Annotated in this window: 16 protein-coding genes; 13 read left to right on the top strand and 3 right to left on the bottom strand. The window is 69.7% G+C overall.

The annotated features are described in order from the left end of the window. The first annotated feature begins 37 nt into the window (after window positions 1-37). The 9 genes from AC1DVZ_RS07720 to AC1DVZ_RS07680 all read left to right on the top strand — a co-directional run bounded on the left by AC1DVZ_RS07720 (window position 38) and on the right by AC1DVZ_RS07680 (window position 8,324). Window positions 38-220 carry a Flp family type IVb pilin gene (locus AC1DVZ_RS07720; protein ID WP_477617601.1) on the top strand — a complete coding sequence of 61 codons (183 nt, stop codon included), beginning with the start codon at window positions 38-40 and terminating at the stop codon, window positions 218-220. 10 nt (window positions 221-230) lie between these two features. Further along, window positions 231-386 carry a Flp family type IVb pilin gene (locus AC1DVZ_RS07715; protein ID WP_477617600.1) on the top strand — a complete coding sequence of 52 codons (156 nt, stop codon included), beginning with the start codon at window positions 231-233 and terminating at the stop codon, window positions 384-386. Window positions 387-430: 44 nt separating this feature from the next. After that, on the top strand, window positions 431-769 hold the full coding sequence (locus AC1DVZ_RS07710; RefSeq protein ID WP_477617599.1) for a TadE/TadG family type IV pilus assembly protein: 339 nt from the start codon (window positions 431-433) through the stop codon (window positions 767-769). Between the two features lie 2 nt (window positions 770-771). Then, on the top strand, window positions 772-1,986 hold the full coding sequence (locus AC1DVZ_RS07705) for a pilus assembly protein TadG-related protein (RefSeq protein ID WP_477617598.1): 1,215 nt from the start codon (window positions 772-774) through the stop codon (window positions 1,984-1,986). A gap of 83 nt (window positions 1,987-2,069) precedes the next feature. Continuing rightward, on the top strand, window positions 2,070-2,870 hold the full coding sequence (gene cpaB / locus AC1DVZ_RS07700; protein WP_477617597.1) for a Flp pilus assembly protein CpaB: 801 nt from the start codon (window positions 2,070-2,072) through the stop codon (window positions 2,868-2,870). Next, a complete protein-coding gene (locus AC1DVZ_RS07695; RefSeq protein WP_477617596.1) occupies window positions 2,867-4,063 on the top strand; it encodes a CpaE/TadZ family protein in 1,197 nt (398 codons plus the stop codon). The genes cpaB and AC1DVZ_RS07695 overlap by 4 nt, the downstream gene beginning before the upstream one ends. After that, complete coding sequence (locus AC1DVZ_RS07690) at window positions 4,060-5,436, top strand: CpaF family protein (RefSeq protein WP_477617595.1); 1,377 nt, start codon at window positions 4,060-4,062, stop codon at window positions 5,434-5,436. The genes AC1DVZ_RS07695 and AC1DVZ_RS07690 overlap by 4 nt, the downstream gene beginning before the upstream one ends. After that, on the top strand, window positions 5,437-7,410 hold the full coding sequence (locus AC1DVZ_RS07685) for a type II secretion system F family protein (RefSeq protein WP_477617594.1): 1,974 nt from the start codon (window positions 5,437-5,439) through the stop codon (window positions 7,408-7,410). A 2-nt stretch (window positions 7,411-7,412) separates the two neighbouring features. Beyond that, complete coding sequence (locus tag AC1DVZ_RS07680; protein ID WP_477617593.1) at window positions 7,413-8,324, top strand: type II secretion system F family protein; 912 nt, start codon at window positions 7,413-7,415, stop codon at window positions 8,322-8,324. Window positions 8,325-8,493: 169 nt separating this feature from the next. On the opposite strand, the gene AC1DVZ_RS07675 is transcribed toward AC1DVZ_RS07680, so the two are convergent. Both AC1DVZ_RS07675 and AC1DVZ_RS07670 read right to left on the bottom strand, forming a co-directional pair. Continuing rightward, window positions 8,494-9,144 carry a response regulator transcription factor gene (locus AC1DVZ_RS07675; protein WP_477617592.1) on the bottom strand — a complete coding sequence of 217 codons (651 nt, stop codon included), beginning with the start codon at window positions 9,142-9,144 and terminating at the stop codon, window positions 8,494-8,496. Then, window positions 9,141-10,730 (bottom strand): sensor histidine kinase, encoded by a 1,590-nt coding sequence (locus AC1DVZ_RS07670; protein ID WP_477617591.1) that lies wholly within the window; start codon window positions 10,728-10,730, stop codon window positions 9,141-9,143. Before AC1DVZ_RS07670 ends, AC1DVZ_RS07675 begins: the two co-directional genes overlap by 4 nt. 150 nt (window positions 10,731-10,880) lie before the next feature. On the opposite strand from AC1DVZ_RS07670, the gene AC1DVZ_RS07665 reads away from it, so the two are divergent. The 4 genes from AC1DVZ_RS07665 to AC1DVZ_RS07650 all read left to right on the top strand — a co-directional run bounded on the left by AC1DVZ_RS07665 (window position 10,881) and on the right by AC1DVZ_RS07650 (window position 14,624). Continuing rightward, entirely contained in the window at window positions 10,881-11,651 is a 771-nt protein-coding gene (locus AC1DVZ_RS07665) for a ComF family protein (protein ID WP_477617590.1), read from the top strand. A gap of 295 nt (window positions 11,652-11,946) precedes the next feature. Continuing rightward, complete coding sequence (gene hpf / locus AC1DVZ_RS07660) at window positions 11,947-12,594, top strand: ribosome hibernation-promoting factor, HPF/YfiA family (RefSeq protein WP_477617589.1); 648 nt, start codon at window positions 11,947-11,949, stop codon at window positions 12,592-12,594. Window positions 12,595-12,673: 79 nt separating this feature from the next. Beyond that, on the top strand, window positions 12,674-13,375 hold the full coding sequence (locus AC1DVZ_RS07655) for a response regulator (protein ID WP_477617588.1): 702 nt from the start codon (window positions 12,674-12,676) through the stop codon (window positions 13,373-13,375). A gap of 142 nt (window positions 13,376-13,517) precedes the next feature. Continuing rightward, window positions 13,518-14,624: a winged helix-turn-helix domain-containing protein gene (locus AC1DVZ_RS07650; protein WP_477617587.1), complete on the top strand. Its 1,107-nt coding sequence runs from the start codon at window positions 13,518-13,520 to the stop codon at window positions 14,622-14,624. Here the strand turns inward: AC1DVZ_RS07650 and AC1DVZ_RS07645 are convergent. After that, entirely contained in the window at window positions 14,621-16,060 is a 1,440-nt protein-coding gene (locus AC1DVZ_RS07645; protein WP_477617586.1) for a hypothetical protein, read from the bottom strand. The genes AC1DVZ_RS07650 and AC1DVZ_RS07645 overlap by 4 nt on opposite strands. Window positions 16,061-16,188: the final 128 nt, after the last annotated feature.

The raw sequence follows: 16,188 nt of genomic DNA, 5'->3' as shown, positions 1-16,188 counted from the left end.
CGGTTCATCCAGGCGTTATCCAAGTCAGGGGATCGAAATGACCAAGCAGCTCGCAAAGCTCCAAACCAGCCTCTTCCACGCCCGCACGTCCGAGCGTGGCGCCACGGCCGTCGAGTACGGCCTCCTGGTCGCCTTGATCGCGGCCGTCATCGTCGCTGTCGTCGCCACCCTCGGTGGCAAGATCAACGRCGCKTTCAACACCGTCAACAACGCRGTCTGAGGAAGACGTAATGAGGATCAGCCGTCAGCATTTCGTAGAGCGTGGCGCCACTGCCGTGGAATACGGCTTGCTGATGGCCCTCATTGCTGCTGTCATCGTCGCGACCGTCGCCCTGACCGGCGACAAGGTCCTGGCCCTGTTCACCTCCGTGAACTGGTGGATGTGACGATGCGCATGTTCAGGCGGGGACGGGAACGGGGAGCAGCTGCGGTGGAAATGGCCATCGTGCTCCCCGTCCTCATCCTGCTCGTGTTCGGAATCATCGACTTCTCCCGCATCTTCAGCGGGATCATCGCCGCCCAGCAGGGCGCGCGCGAGGGTGTGCGGCTCGCCGCCCTCGCCCCGAACTACAYCACTGTTCAGGCCAAGTCGCGAGCGGAGGCTGCCGGCGCCAACCCGATGGCCGGCACCATGACCGCCACCGTGACGATGTGCCCGAACGTGAACGACTACGCGGCGGTGGCTGTCGCGTTCAACTTCAACGGGATCCTGTTCTTCGGCGGAGGCAAGACCTTCTCCGAGACGGCCCAGATGAGATGCGGAGGCTGAGGATGCGACACTCTTCGAGGTGGCTGGGCAGGCGGCGCGAACGTGGCGCCGTCGCCCTCATTGTCGTCGTCCTGTTCGGGTCGGGGGTCCTGCTCGGCTGCGCCGCCCTGACCGTCGACCTCGGTCACATGAAGAGCGAGCGGCAACAGCTCCAGAACGGCGCGGACGCCGTGGCGCTGTCCGTCGCCATCGACTGTGCCAAGCTGGCCAGCTGCCTCGCGGGCAACGCCACCAACCGCCAGAACCTGGCCGACGGCAACGCGATGGACGGCACCACGTCGATCTCGCGCGCTGACGGCAACCCGGCCATCTGCGGCACCGCGACGGGCCTGCCCGCCTGCCCCGCGCTGACCTCGTCGCTCACCGACTGCGTCCCGCCCGCCACCATGCCGGCGAAGTGGGTGCGTGCGTACACCCGCACCCGCGAGACGGGGGGCGGCACGATCCTGCCCTACGCCTTCGCCAAGGCGCTCAGTGGCCAGGCGAGCGGTGTCGAGGTGCAGGCCTGCGCCCAGGTGGGGTTCTTCTCGGGCTACGACCCGCTCAAGGTCATCCCCGTCATCCAGTCACTGTGCGCCTGGCAGGCCGCGACGAACAACGGCACGTCGTTCCCGCCGCTGCCGCCGTACACCCCGGCGGCGAACATGTCCGCCAACCCGCTGCCCAAGATCCCGTCCGTCGTCGACTCCGCCCAGGTCGCCACGATCCAGATCATGACCGACCCCACGGCCGGCTCAGCGAACTGCGGCAAGTCCGGGCCGGGCCAGTACACCCCTGGCAACTTCGGCTGGCTGGACCAGGCCGGCGACCAGAACAGCACGTGTGTCGCGGAGGGCCTGAACGGCGTCATCGGAGGGACGGGCGGTGTGTCCTCGAGCCAGGGGTGCGCTGACGTCCTGCCCCTCAAGGTGGGTTCGATCGTCTACATCCCGATCGCCCAGTCGAGCGCAGGCACCGGCCAGGGCACCACCTACACGCTCGCGGGCATCGCCGGCTTCTACCTGGCCGGCGTGGACTTCGAGGGCAGCGCGGCCAACAAGCTCTTCAACGGCTACGACCCCGTCATCACCGACGCCAGCGGCAACGTCACGGTCGGCTGCACCAAGGACAGCCAGGGCTGCCTGTGGGGCTGGTACGTTGCCCCACTCCTTCCCGGCGGCACTCCGGACCCGTCCGGTGGCCACGCAGGTCCCACGACGATCAGCCTCCTCGGCTGACCACGCAACGCCACCTCGGCTGAACACGCACCGCCTTCTCGGCTGCACACCCCAACGATCGAAACGAAAGACAGGCCCTCATCATGGGACGCAGGTTCCTCGCCATCATCGTCGCCGCAGTTGTGGCCCTCGTCGGGGTGGTCTCCGTCATGCTGTACGTGCGTGGCGCGGACGCCAGGGCGGTCTCGGCCCAGCAGCCAACGCTGATCTACCTCGCCAAGAAGGTCGTCCCCGCGGGCACGACGTTGAAAGACGCCAATCGCCAGGGACTGATCGAGCAGACCACCGTTGCGGCCAAGGGCGCACCGGCAGGAGCGCTCAGCCAGGTGACCGATGCCAACAGCCCGTTGATCGCCCTCAGCGACATCCAGGCCGGTGAGTTCATCACCTCCGCCCGGTTCGGCGTGACGCCAGTGGGCGAGAAGGCCATCGAGGTGCCGGCCGGCAAGGTGGCCGTGTCCGTCGAGCTCAGCGACCCGGCTCGCGTCGGCACGTTCGTCACACCGGGCACCCACATCGCCATCTTCACCTCCTACAAGATCAAGGCGATCGGCGCCGACGACAAGTCCAAGGCGATCAACGAGGCCGACGTCCAGGGAACCAGCCTGCTGCTCCCCGACGTCCTGGTCATCGGCATGGGGCAGACGGCCCTCAACCCCGGGAACGCCAAGCAGGACTCGGCGACCGAGAAGGGTGCGGCGGACACCACGGCCCCGAGCTTCCTCGTCACCGTGGGCGTGACGCCGGCCGAGGCCGCCCGGTTGATCCACGGGATCAACAACGGCAACCTCTACGCCGCCCTCCGAGGCAGCGACCTGAAGATGGACAACCTCAAGGTCGTCACCGACCTCAACCTCTTCGACCTCTCCGGCGCCCTGAAATGACGATCCTCTGGGACAGCGACGCCACGGCACCGGACCGGCTCGGCTTCGCCGTCGGTGGGAACCTGATCCGTGTCGAGAACGCCGCGGCCGTCAACCGCGCCATGCTGGACCACCCCGATGACCGCCTGGTCGTCATCGGCCCGGAGGTCGGGATGCAGGCCGCCTGCGACCTCGCCGAGCAGTGTCGGGTCGAGCGCCCCGACCTCGGGGTGATCCTGCTCCGTCGCCGCGTCGACGTGACGGTTCTCGGCCAGGCACTGCGCGCCGGCATCCGCGAGGTCCTCGCAGCCGACGACCTCACCGGTCTCGCGGACGCCGCGCGGCGCAGTCGCGACCTGTCGCAGAAGGTCACGGGCTACAGCACGGACGCCACGCGCGAGGGTCGCATCATCACGGTCTTCTCGGCCAAGGGCGGGGTCGGCAAGACCACGTTCTCGACGAACCTCGGCGCCTACCTCGCCTCCACCGGGGCAAAGGTCCTCGTGGTGGATCTCGACCTCGCCTTCGGCGACGTGGGGATCAGCCTCCAGATGCTCCCGCAGAACTCGATCTCGGACCTGATCAGCATGGCCGGCCACCTGGACGAGGCTGGCCTGAGGTCGATCGTGACGCACCACGAGTCCGGCCTCGATGCCGCGTGCGCGCCTGCCGAGCCCAGCGACGCCGACCGCGTGCCCGGCACCCTGATCGCCGAGGCACTCCGCGTCGCGCGTCGGGCCTACGACTACGTCGTGATCGACACGCCCCCGGCCTTCACCGAGCACGTCCTGGCCGCGTTCGACAACAGCGACCTGCTGGTGCTGATCGCGACGTTGGACATCCCGGCGGTGAAGAACCTGCGCCTCACCCTCGACACGCTCGACCTCCTGGGCAACCCGAAGGACTCACGGCTGGTCGTGCTCAACCGCTCCGACGCCAAGGTCGGCCTGCGGGCGGAGGACGTCGTCACCGCCATCAAGCAGGAGATCGCCGTGAGTGTTCCCAGCAGCACGGCGGTGCCCGCGTCGGTCAACCGTGGCGTGGCCATCGTCCTCGACGACCCCAAGCACCCCGTCAGTGTCGCCTTCCGCCACCTGGCGGACGAGTACCTGCGCCAGCGAGACGGAGCCGGGGTGCTGTCCGACGACGCCACCGGGACGCAGCCCAAGCGCCGCAACGACCGCTGGTCACTTTCTCGTGGAGGTAAGCGATGAGCCTCGCCGATCGGCTGGAGAGCGTCCGCCGGGGCCAGCAGCAGCAGGGCGCCGCGGCTTCGCACAACGTGCCGGCAGCCCATGGCGAGAAGCTCCGCATCGCCGACCCGTTCGCGGCAGTCAAGGCCAGCGTGCACCAGGCCCTGCTGGATTCCCTCGGACCCCAGCTCTATGACCCGCACCTGGACCAGAGCGAGCTCGAGAGCAAGGTCCGCCACACCCTGCAGGAGGTGATGGACTCCGAGGAGACGCCCCTCTCGCTCGCAGACCGCACCCGCATCGCGCAGGAGGTGGCCGACGAGATCCTGGGTCACGGCCCCCTGGAGCCGCTGCTCCGCGACAGCGAGATCACCGAGATCATGGTGAACGGACCGGACCGGATCTACGTCGAGCGGGCCGGAAAGCTCTACCCCGTCGAGGCCCACTTCAGCAGCGAGGCGCACCTGCGTCGCACGATCGACAAGATCGTCGCCCGCGTCGGCCGTCGAGTCGACGAGGCCAGCCCACTGGTCGACGCCCGGCTCCCTGACGGTTCCCGTGTCAACGCCGTGATCTCGCCCATCGCCATCGACGGCGCGATGCTCACGATCCGAAAGTTCTCGACCGACCCCTTCACGGACAAGGACCTGATCGCCTTCGGCACGTTCACCCCCCGGGTGCGCGACTTCCTGATCGCCTGCGTCAAGGGCCGCCGGAACATCGTGATCTCAGGAGGCACCGGCTCGGGCAAGACGACCCTGCTCAACGTCATCTCCTCCTTCATCCCCGATGACGAGCGCATCATCACGATCGAGGACGCCGCCGAGCTCCAGCTGAAGCAGGACCACGTCCTGCGGCTGGAGGCGCGACCGTCCAACGTCGAGGGTCGAGGCGAGATCGCCATCCGCGAGCTCGTCAAGAACTCCCTGCGTATGCGCCCTGACCGCATCGTCGTCGGCGAGGTCCGTGACGGCGCCGCGCTGGACATGCTCCAGGCCATGAACACCGGTCACGACGGTTCCATCACGACCGTCCACGCCAACACCCCGCGCGACAGTCTCTCCCGACTCGAGACCATGGTGCTCATGGCGGGCGTCRACCTGCCGGTGCGCGCCATCCGCGAGCAGGTTGCCGGCGCGGTGGACCTGATCATCCAGCAGGCCCGTATGAAGGACGGCTCCCGCCGGATCGTCGCCATCACCGAGGTGGCCGGCATGGAGACCGACGTCATCACCATGCAGGACCTGTTCACCTTCGACTACAGCGCAGGACGCGACGAGCAGGGCCGGTTCCGCGGTTCGCTGGTGAGCACTGGACTGCGCCCGAAGTTCACCCAGGATCTGGTGGACCAGGGCATCACCCTGGCGGCGGACATCTTCGTGAGGGGCATGTAGGTGCGCATCAACATCCGTCCGACGGTGGCGTTGGGCATCGCGGCGGTGGCCCTTCTGGGCATGACCGCCTCCGCGACGTCGGCCGCTGCGGCCCAGGACAACCCGGCCTCGGTCAGCTCGACCAAGATCACGGGGACGACCGTGTCCGGGGTGCTCACAGTGCGTGGCGCCAAGGGGACGGGCTCGATCAGTGCCACGAGCCTCAAGGCCACGCTCGCGGGACGTGAGGTGCCGGTCACCGTGGTCCCGGTCGCCGCCACCAAGCGGGCGACCATGCTGGTGGTCGACACCAGCGGCTCCATGGGTGAGACCGGGATGGAGACGGTTCGCTCGGCAGTGGGCGCCTTCCTGGCCGAGGTGCCCAAGGATGTCGCCGTCGGGCTCGTGTCCTTTGCCGGGACTGCCGGCGTCGACGTCGCACCGACCCTCAACCGGACGACCGTCCAGAGGTCCGTCAATGCCCTTCGGTCACGGGGCGAGACGACCCTGTACGACGCCGTGGCGATTGCGGCCCGCGCGATGGGGTCGTACGCCGACCGCAGCATCATCCTGCTCAGCGACGGTGGCGACACCGCCAGCGCCAAGGCGACCAGGGCGTCGGCGACAGCCGCCCTGAAGGCCAACGGTGTCCGTGCCGAGGTCATCGGCTTCAAGACAGGGGAGAGCGACAACACCGTTCTCGCCGGTTTCGCGTCCGCGGGTGGCGGAACGGTGGCTGCGGCGGGCAATGCCGCAGCGGTGCGTGCCGCCTTCGACGCCGCCGCCAAGGCGCTGGACTCGCAGCTGAACTTCACCGTGGACGGCAAGGGCGTCGCCAGCGCGAAGCAGGACCTGGTCCTGACCGGAGTCGCTGACGGCGCGCCCTTCACGGCCACTGCCGCACTCGACTTCGGCGCGCCCGCGCCAGTCGTGCAGCAGACCCCGACCTCCGATGTTGCTCCTGCCGTCCAGGCCGTGGCTCCGAAGTTCGCCGGTCCTGGTGGCCTCTCACCGATGCTCATGGCGGGGCTGGTGGCGCTCTTCGTCGGGATCATCGGGCTCGCGCTGGCCTTCGTCATGCGGCCCCCCACTGATGATCGACGCAGCCGGGTCGCCGGCATCGAGCAGTACGTCGCCGGGGCCGGCGTCATGTCTGCCACCGCCGCCAAGGCGTCCCCCAGTGCGCTGTCCGAGGGTCTGGTCAACCTGGGTGAGCGCGTGATGGAGGGTCGTGACTCCACGACGAAGACCATGTCGCTCATCACCCGGGCGGACCTGCCGCTGAGGGCAGGGGAGTGGTGGGTCCTGCGGCTGGTGGCCCTGGTGGTGGGCATCAGTGGCTCGGTGATCCTCTTCCATGGCGGGACCATCCTGACCATCCTGGCTGTCGTCCTCGGCGCCGTCGTGGGCTGGTTCCTCCCGGCCTTCGTGCTGCGCTTCCTGGCGAAGCGTCGGGCGAAGAAGTTCGAGGACCAGCTTCCCGACCTGCTCATGCTGGCCGCGAGCAGCCTGGGCACCGGGTTCTCCCTGGCCCAGGCGGTCGACGCCATCGCCAAGGACGCCTCGGAGCCGTCGGCCAAGGAGTTCTCCAGGGCTCTCGCGGAGACGCGCATCGGTTCGGAGATCAGCGATGCCCTCGAGCGCGTGGGGGAGCGGATGGACAGCGAGAACATGCGCTGGACCGCCCTCGCCATCAACATCCAGCGTCAGGTCGGAGGCAACCTCGCCGAGACGCTGCGGACGACGGCCAAGACCCTCAGGGAGCGCGAAGAGCTGCGGCGGCACGTCCGGGCCCTGTCGGCGGAAGGCCGACTGTCGGCCTACATCCTGATCGGTCTGCCCATCGGGCTCTTCTTCTACATGCTCAAGGTCAACTACCTGTACGTGTCCCTGCTCTGGTCGAAGCCGATGGGCTGGGCCATGTCGGCGGTGGGGCTCGTCGCCATGGGCATCGGCATCTTCTGGATGAAAAAAGTCGTCGACGTGGAGGTCTGAGGATGCTGCTCATCATTGGCGTCGGGGCGGTCTTCATGGCCCTCATGACCCTCGTCCTCGCCTTCTCCCTGGGAAGCGGACAGACCACAGGTGTGGCGCGATCGCTCGCCATCATCGAACGCCAGCTCGACCCGCACGAGGTCGCCCGCGAGGAGCTGCCGGCCATGGAGCGGCTGGCGCTGCCCATGCTGGGCCAGACCCGGCGCCTGGCTCAGCGACTGTCTCCGTCCGGCACGACCGAGCGGATCCACCGTCGCCTCGACCTCGCCGGCAACCCCCCGGCGTGGACTCCCGAGCGCATCATGGGCGCCAAGGGACTCGGGCTGTTCATCGGCGCCCTCCTGGGCCTGGCCATCGGACACCTCAGCCTGCGGGGCCTGGGCTATGCCGCGGGCGGCGGCGCCTTCATGTTCTTCCTGCCCGACATCCTGGTCTACAACATGGGCTTGAAGCGCCAGAACGAGCTGCGGATGGGCCTGGCCAACGCGCTGGACATGCTGACGGTGTGCGTCGAGGCCGGTCAAGGCTTCGACGCGGCACTGCTGCAGGTCGCACGCTCGGCCGAGGGTCCGGTCGCAGGCGAGTTCGCCCGTGTCCTCTCCGAGATCCAGATCGGCAAGTCACGGGGCGACGCGTTCAGCTCACTGGCCCAACGCACGTCGGTGCCGGAGGTGAAGACCTTCATCACGTCCCTCGTGCAGGCCGACCGCCTCGGTCTGCCCATCGCCTCGGTGTTGCGCGAGCAGTCGGTCCAGATGCGTCTGATCCGGCGTCAGCTGGCCGAGGAGAAGGCCCAGAAGGTGCCGGTCAAGATCCTCTTCCCGATGCTCTTCTGCATCTTTCCGGCCCTCATGATCGTGGTCATCGGCCCCGGCATCATGCGCATGATGGACGCGTTCGCCGGCAAGTTCTGAGCCGGGAACCCGCCTTCCACACCCCGACAGGCGGCATCGCTGAGACGTGCTCAGCGGTGCCGCCTGTGGTGTGCGTGGTGTGCGGTGACCCGGCGTTCCCCGGGTTGGCCGCGTCGGTGGACCCCGGGGTCAGCGGGTCCAGGTCAACCGCCGCGTCAGCAGGTCCAGGTCAACGGCCGCGGTGGCCGATCGACTCGGACTTGACCAGCCCCAGGCGCAGGGCCGACATCACGGCTGAGGCGCGGTTGTGGGCGCCCAGCTTCTCGTAGACCTTCGAGACGTGCGTCTTGACCGTCGACTCGCTCATGTAGAGCTTCTTGGCCACGGCGGCGATCGAGTCGCCGGCGACCAAGCGGTCCAGCACCTCGGCCTCGCGGGGGGTCAGGCGCGGCTTGTCACTGGAGTCCCGACGACGCAGTGCTTCGGCCAACCCGGTGGCCATGAAGGCATCTGGCGCCACGGCCGCGCGACGGACCGCCGCGATGACCTCGTCGGACGGGGCGGACTTGAGGACGAGGGCCGACGCGCCGAGGTCGAGCGCCTCGAGCAGCGTCTCGTCGTCGTTGTGCATCGTCAGGACGACGATGCCCAGTCGCGGGGACGCCTCGCGGGCCGCCCGGGCCATCACCAGGCCCGAGCCGTCGGGCATGGACACGTCCACGACGAGGACGTGGATCAGGCTCTGCGCCAGGACGGTGCGGCCTTCGGCTATGCCACCGGCCTGCCCGACCACGGACAGGTCCGGCTCGCTGTCGATCATCCGGCAGACGGCTTCGCGCACCAGGGTGTGGTCATCGATCACCACGACGTTGATGGTCATGAGGGCTGGGGGATCCTTTCGTTGGACAGCGTGGCAGAGGGGGCTGCACCGCGGGCTCGCATGCGCATGCGGAGCGAGACGCCTTCTCCGGCATAGGGCTCGACGGAGATCTCGCCTCCCAACCCGCTGAGCGGGTGGTCGGCGAAGTCGCGCTCGGTCAGTGAGGTCGTGCCGTCGTGCGACATCCAGAGCTCGACCCTGGGTGCTGCGACGTTGAGGCGCACCTCGACGGTCTGGGCGTTGAGGGAGTGCCGGGCATCGGCCAGCATGCGCAGGAACAGGCGGTAGATGAGCACCTCGGTGTGGGCCGGAAGGCGGAAGCCGGTCTCACTCAGGTGCATTCGCGTCGTGACCCCGGAGGACGAGCCGAAGTTCTGGAGCCGGGCACCGATCATCGCGCCGAGTCCGGTGTCGGGGCGCACCGCGATCCGCAGGTCGCCGATGTGCAGCCGCAGGTCGGCGAGCACACGTGACACGTCCACGCGGAGTGCGTCGAGCTCCTCCGCCAAGGGCGACCCCTGACCGCGGGCGTTGCGCCGCACCGCGTCGATGCCGAAGCCGAGCGCCACCATCTCCTGGGCGATCCCGTCGTGCATCTCCCGGGCGAGGCGCTCGCGCTCCTCCAGGCCGGCGCGCTCCCGCAGCCCCGCGAACAGCACCGACAGGTCGATGTTCGCCGCATGCCGGGCGGCAACCGCGCCCGCCGCGGCGAGGTCGTCCTCCGTGAAGGGGGTGACCAGTGGCCGGTCAGCGACCATCAGCCCCAGCCTGTGGCCGTCACCGTCGTTGAGCGGGACGACGATGACCGAGCGGGCCACCAGGTCGTCCTTCCACTGCGCGAGGGTGGGCACGCCCTGGTGCCACGCCGGCGCGAGGACGGAGTCGGGCTCCATCGGGTCGGGCCACGGGGTGCGGTCCGCGCCACGGATGGCGAGCGGCACGGCAGGGTCGTCGCCGTAGCCCACGAGGATGGCGCTGCGTGCCGCGCGCATCTGGTTGCTGAGGTCCTGGAGGGCCATCTCGGCCGATCCGGGGGCATCGAAGCCGGTGTCGAGGGTGTCGGCGAGCTCGTGCAGGCGCCGCAGCAGGAGGCTGGCCTCAGCCGCGACGTTCGGGTCGACGGGCAGAGCCACACTCTCCATCCGGTGCGACCACGCGCCCAGCAGGCCGAAGACGAGGGCGACCATGGCGGCGAGCAGGATGGCCTGGCCCTCGGCCATGTCCAGGCGCTTCAGCCACCACGCGGTCGCGAGGCCGGAGGCCAAGCCGACCGCCGAGATCTCCATGGCGCCCCGCCGGCCCAACCGCAGCCCGGCATGGAACGCGGGGACGAGGATGAGGATCTTCGACCACGGCCCGGTGTAGCCCATCGCCAGCCCGGCCACCACGGCACCGGCGACGAGCAGCCCGGTCATCTGGATGCGGCGGGTGGCGGTGTCCTTCGGGCTCAGGACAGGAAGGGCCGAGGCCGCGAGGTCGAGCGTGACGGTCAGGAGGATCCAGGGAAGGCCCCCGAGGATGTCGTTGCTGACCGATGCGAACATGGCCGCCACCAGCGCGATGCCGATGCGAATCCGTGTGGACACGGCGAGATAGGGCAGCCACCGCATACCCGCCTCCCGTCTCGCGTCCCCGGCACCCAGCAGTTGTCCACAGGCCACTGCCCAGACTAGTCGTGTCCACAGGCTTCCGCCTCCGAATCGACGCCAACACACCGCGCCGACACGATGTGGGACATGGCCCCGCCGAACCCTGTGACCGGGGCGATGGGGACCCTCACGGACCTGGCCCTGCCGGTCAGCTGCGCGGCCTGCGGCCAGCCGGACGATCCGGTATGCCGTGAATGCCTGGACGAGCTCGGCCGGATCCTCTGGTTCGGGGGACCCCGACAGGTCCGTCCGGACCCTTGTCCGTCGGGCTTTCCGCCCGTCTTCGCGAGCGCTCCGTACCGTGGGCCRCTCGCTGCCGTGGTCGCGGCCTACAAGGACGACGGCCGGCGCGACTGCGGGTTGCTGCTCGGGGAGCTCCTCGGCCGTGCCCTCGAGGCCGCCGTCGGCGCCTGCCGGTCAGCGGTCGAGGTCCTGGCGCGCCACAACGGTCCCCTCCTGGTCGTGCCCGTCCCGTCGTCCCGGGCATCGGTTCGCGCTCGTGGGGACGCGCCCCTGGTGGCCGTGGCCGCCCACGCGGTGAGGGGGTTCGCCGCGGACGAGGCCGTCGTGGCGCCCGCGCTGCGACTCCGGCGCCGGGTCGCCGACCAGGCCGGGCTCGGCGCGCGCGAGCGTGCGGTCAACCTCGAGCACTCCATGGCCGTGCGGCGGCACTGGGCCCACGCTCTCGAGGGCGCCGTGTGCGTCGTCGTCGACGACGTGCTGACCACCGGGGCGACCCTGGTCGAGGCGGCCCGGGCGCTCCGGTCGGCGGGCGCGGTGACCGTCGTGGCGGCGACGACCTGTGCCACGCAGCGGCGGAAACCGACTCCCAGCCGGCGCACCACCAACTCCGGGTAAAGGCTCAGCCAATCCCTGTGTCGCAATCGGCTGGGGTGGTCTAAGTTCGACGTATGGCCCCCCTGGCCCCCGTGCACGTCACGCAAACAGGGCGCCTCGGACGCGGTCCGGCGGGCGCCCTCTGGCGGGGAGCGGAGCCCTCGACGCCGACGTCCGAGTCCCCGACGTGGGTGACCACCGGGCCAGTGTCCCTCGTGTCACTGTCCCTCGCGTCGTCAGAGCGCGGGTGGTGCCGCGGCTGAAACCCGGGTCACGCCGCCCGACTCGAACACCCGCCGAAACCATGGAGGACACCGTGGAAATTGTCGTCACCGGACGCCACATGCAGGTCTCAGACCGATTCCGTGACCACCTCGACGAGAAACTGGCCAAGATCCCACAGCTCGCGCCGCGGGTTCAGCGCGTCGACGTGATCGTGAGCCACGAGTCGAACAAGCGCCAGGCGAAGGCCTGCGAACGGGTCGAGATCACCTGTCACGTGAAGGGCCCGATCGTGCGGGCCGAGGCATGTCTTGACGACAAGTACGCAGCGCTCGACGTGGCGCTGGACAAGCTGATGGAGCGGCTGAGGCGGGCCCAGGACCGCAAGCGCGTGCACCGCGGGAGGCACGCGCCCGAGTCGGTGTCCGCCGCCACCGCGCGGATCCAGGAACCGGCGCAGGGCGGTGGCGAGGACCACGTCCACGAGGTCGGCGGCGACGGCGACCCCTTCGGCGCCCAGGGCAACTCACCCGTCGAGATCCGCGAGAAGATCCACGCGACCGTGCCGATGGCCCTCGACCAGGCGGTCCGCGAGATGGAGCTCGTCGGGCACGACTTCTACCTCTACCACGACGAGGAGACCGACCAGCCGAGCGTCGTCTACCGCCGCAGGGGTTGGTCCTACGGCGTCATCCACCTCGACGTCACCGACGACCAGGGCGTCGCCCGCAAGGTTTCCTGACTCCCACCCTCGACGACGCCGGGCGTGGCCACGCGGCATTCGCCCGGCGTCGCGGCCTCGCCATGACAGTATGTGGCTCGTGACGAATGGGAATGGTGGTGTGACGAGCGGGGCTGACCCGATCAGGGTCGTCATCGCCGATGACCACGTCCTCTACCGCCGTGGCCTGCAGATGGTCGTCTCCCAGGACCATGACATCGAGATCGTCGGCGAGGCCGGCGACGGCAAGGAGGCGGTGGACCGCACCGTCGAGCTGCTGCCCGACGTCGTCCTCATGGACGTGCGGATGCCCCACACGTCGGGCATCCAGGCCTGCCAGACCATCAAGGCGCTCGTGCCGTCGACCAAGATCATCATGCTGACGATGTCCGACGAGGAGTCCGACCTCTACGAGGCGGTCAAGGCGGGCGCCAACGGCTACCTCCTCAAGGACGTCCCCGGCGAGGAGATCGCCGACGGAGTGCGCGCGGTCCACAACGGCGACTCGCTCATCTCGCCCTCGATGGCCTCCAAGCTGCTCGCGGAGTTCGCCCAGATGAGCAAGCGCCAGGGGGAGCGGCCCACCGGGGTCGGCGCGCCCCGGCTCACCGATCGCGAGCTCGAGGTCCTGCGGCTCGTGGCGCGGGGCATGGCCAACAAGGAGATCGCGCACCAGCTGTTCATCTCCGAGAACACGGTCAAGAACCACGTGCGCAACATCCTCGAGAAGCTCCAGCTCCACTCGCGCATGGAGGCGGCCATGTATGCCGTCCGCGAGAACCTCCTCGAACCCGGCGAGTGACCAGCGACGCACCTGCTGTGACGACGCTGTGACGACACCCGTGCCCTTGCGACTGACGCGTGCGCAGGCGCGCCGGATCGCCTTGGCAGCCCAGGGTTTCGGCGATCCCAGGCCTGAGCCGGGGGCGGCCACGATGCGTCACGTGCAGCGCGTCATCGACAGGGTGCAGATCGTCCAGATCGACAGCGTCAACGTCCTCACGCGCAGCCAGTACCTGCCGTTCTTCTCCCGGTTGGGTCCCTATGACACCGCGCTCCTCGACCGGGCGCGCGACCGCTCGCCCCGGCGACTGGTCGAGTACTGGGCCCACGAGGCCAGCCTCATCCCGCCCTCGACGTGGCCGTTGCTCGACTTCCGCATGCAGCGCGCCCTGCACGATGCCTGGGGTGGCATGCAGAGCGTGGCCAGGGACCACCCCGAGCTGGTCGCGGCGGTGCTCGCCGAGGTCAGCGCCCGCGGACCGCTCACCTCGCGCCAGCTGGAGGCGGCCCTCGAACACGACCTGCCCCGCCAGCGCGACGAGTGGGGCTGGAACTGGTCGCTGGTCAAGAACGCCCTCGAGCACCTCTTCTGGGCGGGACAGGTGAGCTCCGCGGGGCGCAGCAGCCAGTTCGAGCGACGGTATGCCGCGGTGGACCGCGTGCTGCCCGGTCACCTCGCCGCAGCCGCCTCCGACCCGGCCGGGCGGCCGCCGCACGACGTCGCCTTCAAGGAGCTGGTGCTGATCGCCGCCCGCGCCCACGGGGTGGGCACCGAGCAGTGCCTGAGGGACTACTTCCGCCTCAAGCCCCACCAGTCCCGCCCGGCGCTGGACGCCCTCGTCGCGGAGGGGGCCCTGGTCCCGGCGACCATCGAGGGGTGGAAGCGACCGGCATACCTGCATCCGGAGGCGCGACGCCCGCGAAAGCTGAGCGCCCAGGCGCTGCTCAGCCCGTTCGACTCGCTCATCTGGCAGCGCGACCGCACGGCGGCCCTCTTCGGGATGGACTTCCGCCTCGAGATCTACGTGCCGGCGCCGATGCGGGTGCACGGCTACTACGTGCTGCCGTTCCTGTTCGGTGACGAGCTCGTCGCGCGGTGCGACCTCAAGGCGGACCGCGCCGCCGGGGTGCTGCGGCTCCAGTCCGTGCACTGGGAGCCGGGGGCGCCGCAGGAGGCGCGCGCGGCCCTCGACGACGAGCTCGCCCTGATGGCGGGCTGGCTGGGCCTCGCCCGGGTGGGGACCACCGCAGGTCCGGACGACGCCTAGCCGGTCTCGGCAGTCAACAGCACGTAACCGTTGTCGCGTCCGATCTCGCGCCAGTGCCACTGCTGCTGCAGCGCATCGGCCAGGGGTCCGTCCGCCCGGAGCAGCGCGGCCTTCGCCCCCGAGTCGGCCACCGTCGCCTGCCACCCACGTCGGCCGTCGAAAGCGGACACGTAAGCCTCGACGTAGGGCAGCGCGAAGACGTCGGTCCTGCCGTCGATGACGGGGTCCAGCTGGGGCTGCGTGAGTCCCATCCACCCGCCCAGGCGGTAGTCGTTGAAGACGACCGTGTGCGGGGTGAGCTCGGTGAGGGACCTGTTCAGACCCGACGGGAAGGTCGTGTCCGGCACCCGGGCCACCGACGGGGCGACGAGGAGGACCAGGCTGATGGCGAGGACGTAGCCGCCGCCCACGACGGCCCACTCACGGCGGGGGCGGAGGGCGATCGCGCCGGCACGGGAGCTCCCTTCGAGGGCGCTCGCCGCGATCGGTGCGAGCATCACCGCTCCCAGCGCAACGGTGCGGGCGTAGGCGATGATCCAGACGGTCGCCAGGATCCACAGCCCGATCGTCGCGTAGGGCACCGACAGAGAGCTCTTCGCCCAGAGAGACGCCACACCGATCGCCAGGACCAGGGCGGCGACGAAGAACAGCTGGTCGACGGAGCCAGGACGCCACTCGGTGACGAAGTGGGCGTAGCCCCGGACCTCGAGCGGGGCGAGGAGGAGACGGGGACCGACCGGCGTCATCGCGGCGACCACGGTGGAGGCGACCGGGATGACCGCCAGGACCAGGCAGGCTCGCACGGGACGGGTGCGGTCCAGCAGCATGCCCGCCACCGCGACCCCGCCTGCCATCACACCCGCGAGCCACAGACCGTGGCTGCAGGCCCAGACGTAGGTGAGGGGAACCAGCCACCATCGGGCCCTGCCGTCCCGGACGGTCCGCAGCCAGGCGGTCGTCGTCACGGCCAGCAGGATGAACGACACGATCTGGGGTCGCGCCGCGAATCCTCCTGAGGCACCGACCCAGCCGACGAGCGCGACGACTGCGGCGATGAGGCTGGACGCGAAGGCGCGGCAGCAGGCGTACAAGGTCGCGAGCAGGAGCAGGACGACCACGGCCTGCACGGCGGCGACGCCGGCGAATCCACCGATGCGGTAGGCGCCCGCGAACAGCAGCTCGGGCAGCCACTCGTGCATCACGAAGGGCTTCGCGGCAAACTTCGAGAACGGGTCATCCCCGACGAAGGTCCAGGTGTCCCAGAGGTACGAGCCGGCCCGGATGTGCCAGAACGCGTCCGGGTCGTCGAGTGGTTTCAGCGCGACCCGCAGGAAGGCGATCGGTGCGACGGCCATCAGCGCGACGGGCAGCCACCGGAAGAGGGTGTTCGGCCCGGGCTCGCGCTCGGCAGGGGCGTTCGACGCGTTGGCAGGCACGCAGGCAACTCTGCCGTGTCGGGCCCACGAGAGGTGAGGAATCGGACACCTGTGCCTGAACGGGTGAGCACCGGCGCCGCTCGACGACTGACGGCGGGCCGCACCGCCGCTGGCGGGATCCGGGGGAC

Source organism: Pedococcus sp. P2_E5, assembly GCF_056403895.1.
This window is presented reverse-complemented; position numbering and strand designations above follow the sequence as displayed.

Bases quoted from the DNA above. Each gene is read 5' to 3' on its own strand.
- AC1DVZ_RS07715 (WP_477617600.1), top strand. From the start codon at position 231: ATGAGGATCAGCCGTCAGCATTTCGTAGAGCGTGGCGCCACTGCCGTG.
- AC1DVZ_RS07705 (WP_477617598.1), top strand. From the start codon at position 772: ATGCGACACTCTTCGAGGTGGCTGGGCAGGCGGCGCGAACGTGGCGCC.
- cpaB (WP_477617597.1), top strand. From the start codon at position 2,070: ATGGGACGCAGGTTCCTCGCCATCATCGTCGCCGCAGTTGTGGCCCTC.
- AC1DVZ_RS07695 (WP_477617596.1), top strand. From the start codon at position 2,867: ATGACGATCCTCTGGGACAGCGACGCCACGGCACCGGACCGGCTCGGC.
- AC1DVZ_RS07680 (WP_477617593.1), top strand. From the start codon at position 7,413: ATGCTGCTCATCATTGGCGTCGGGGCGGTCTTCATGGCCCTCATGACC.
- AC1DVZ_RS07675 (WP_477617592.1), bottom strand. From the start codon at position 9,144: ATGACCATCAACGTCGTGGTGATCGATGACCACACCCTGGTGCGCGAA.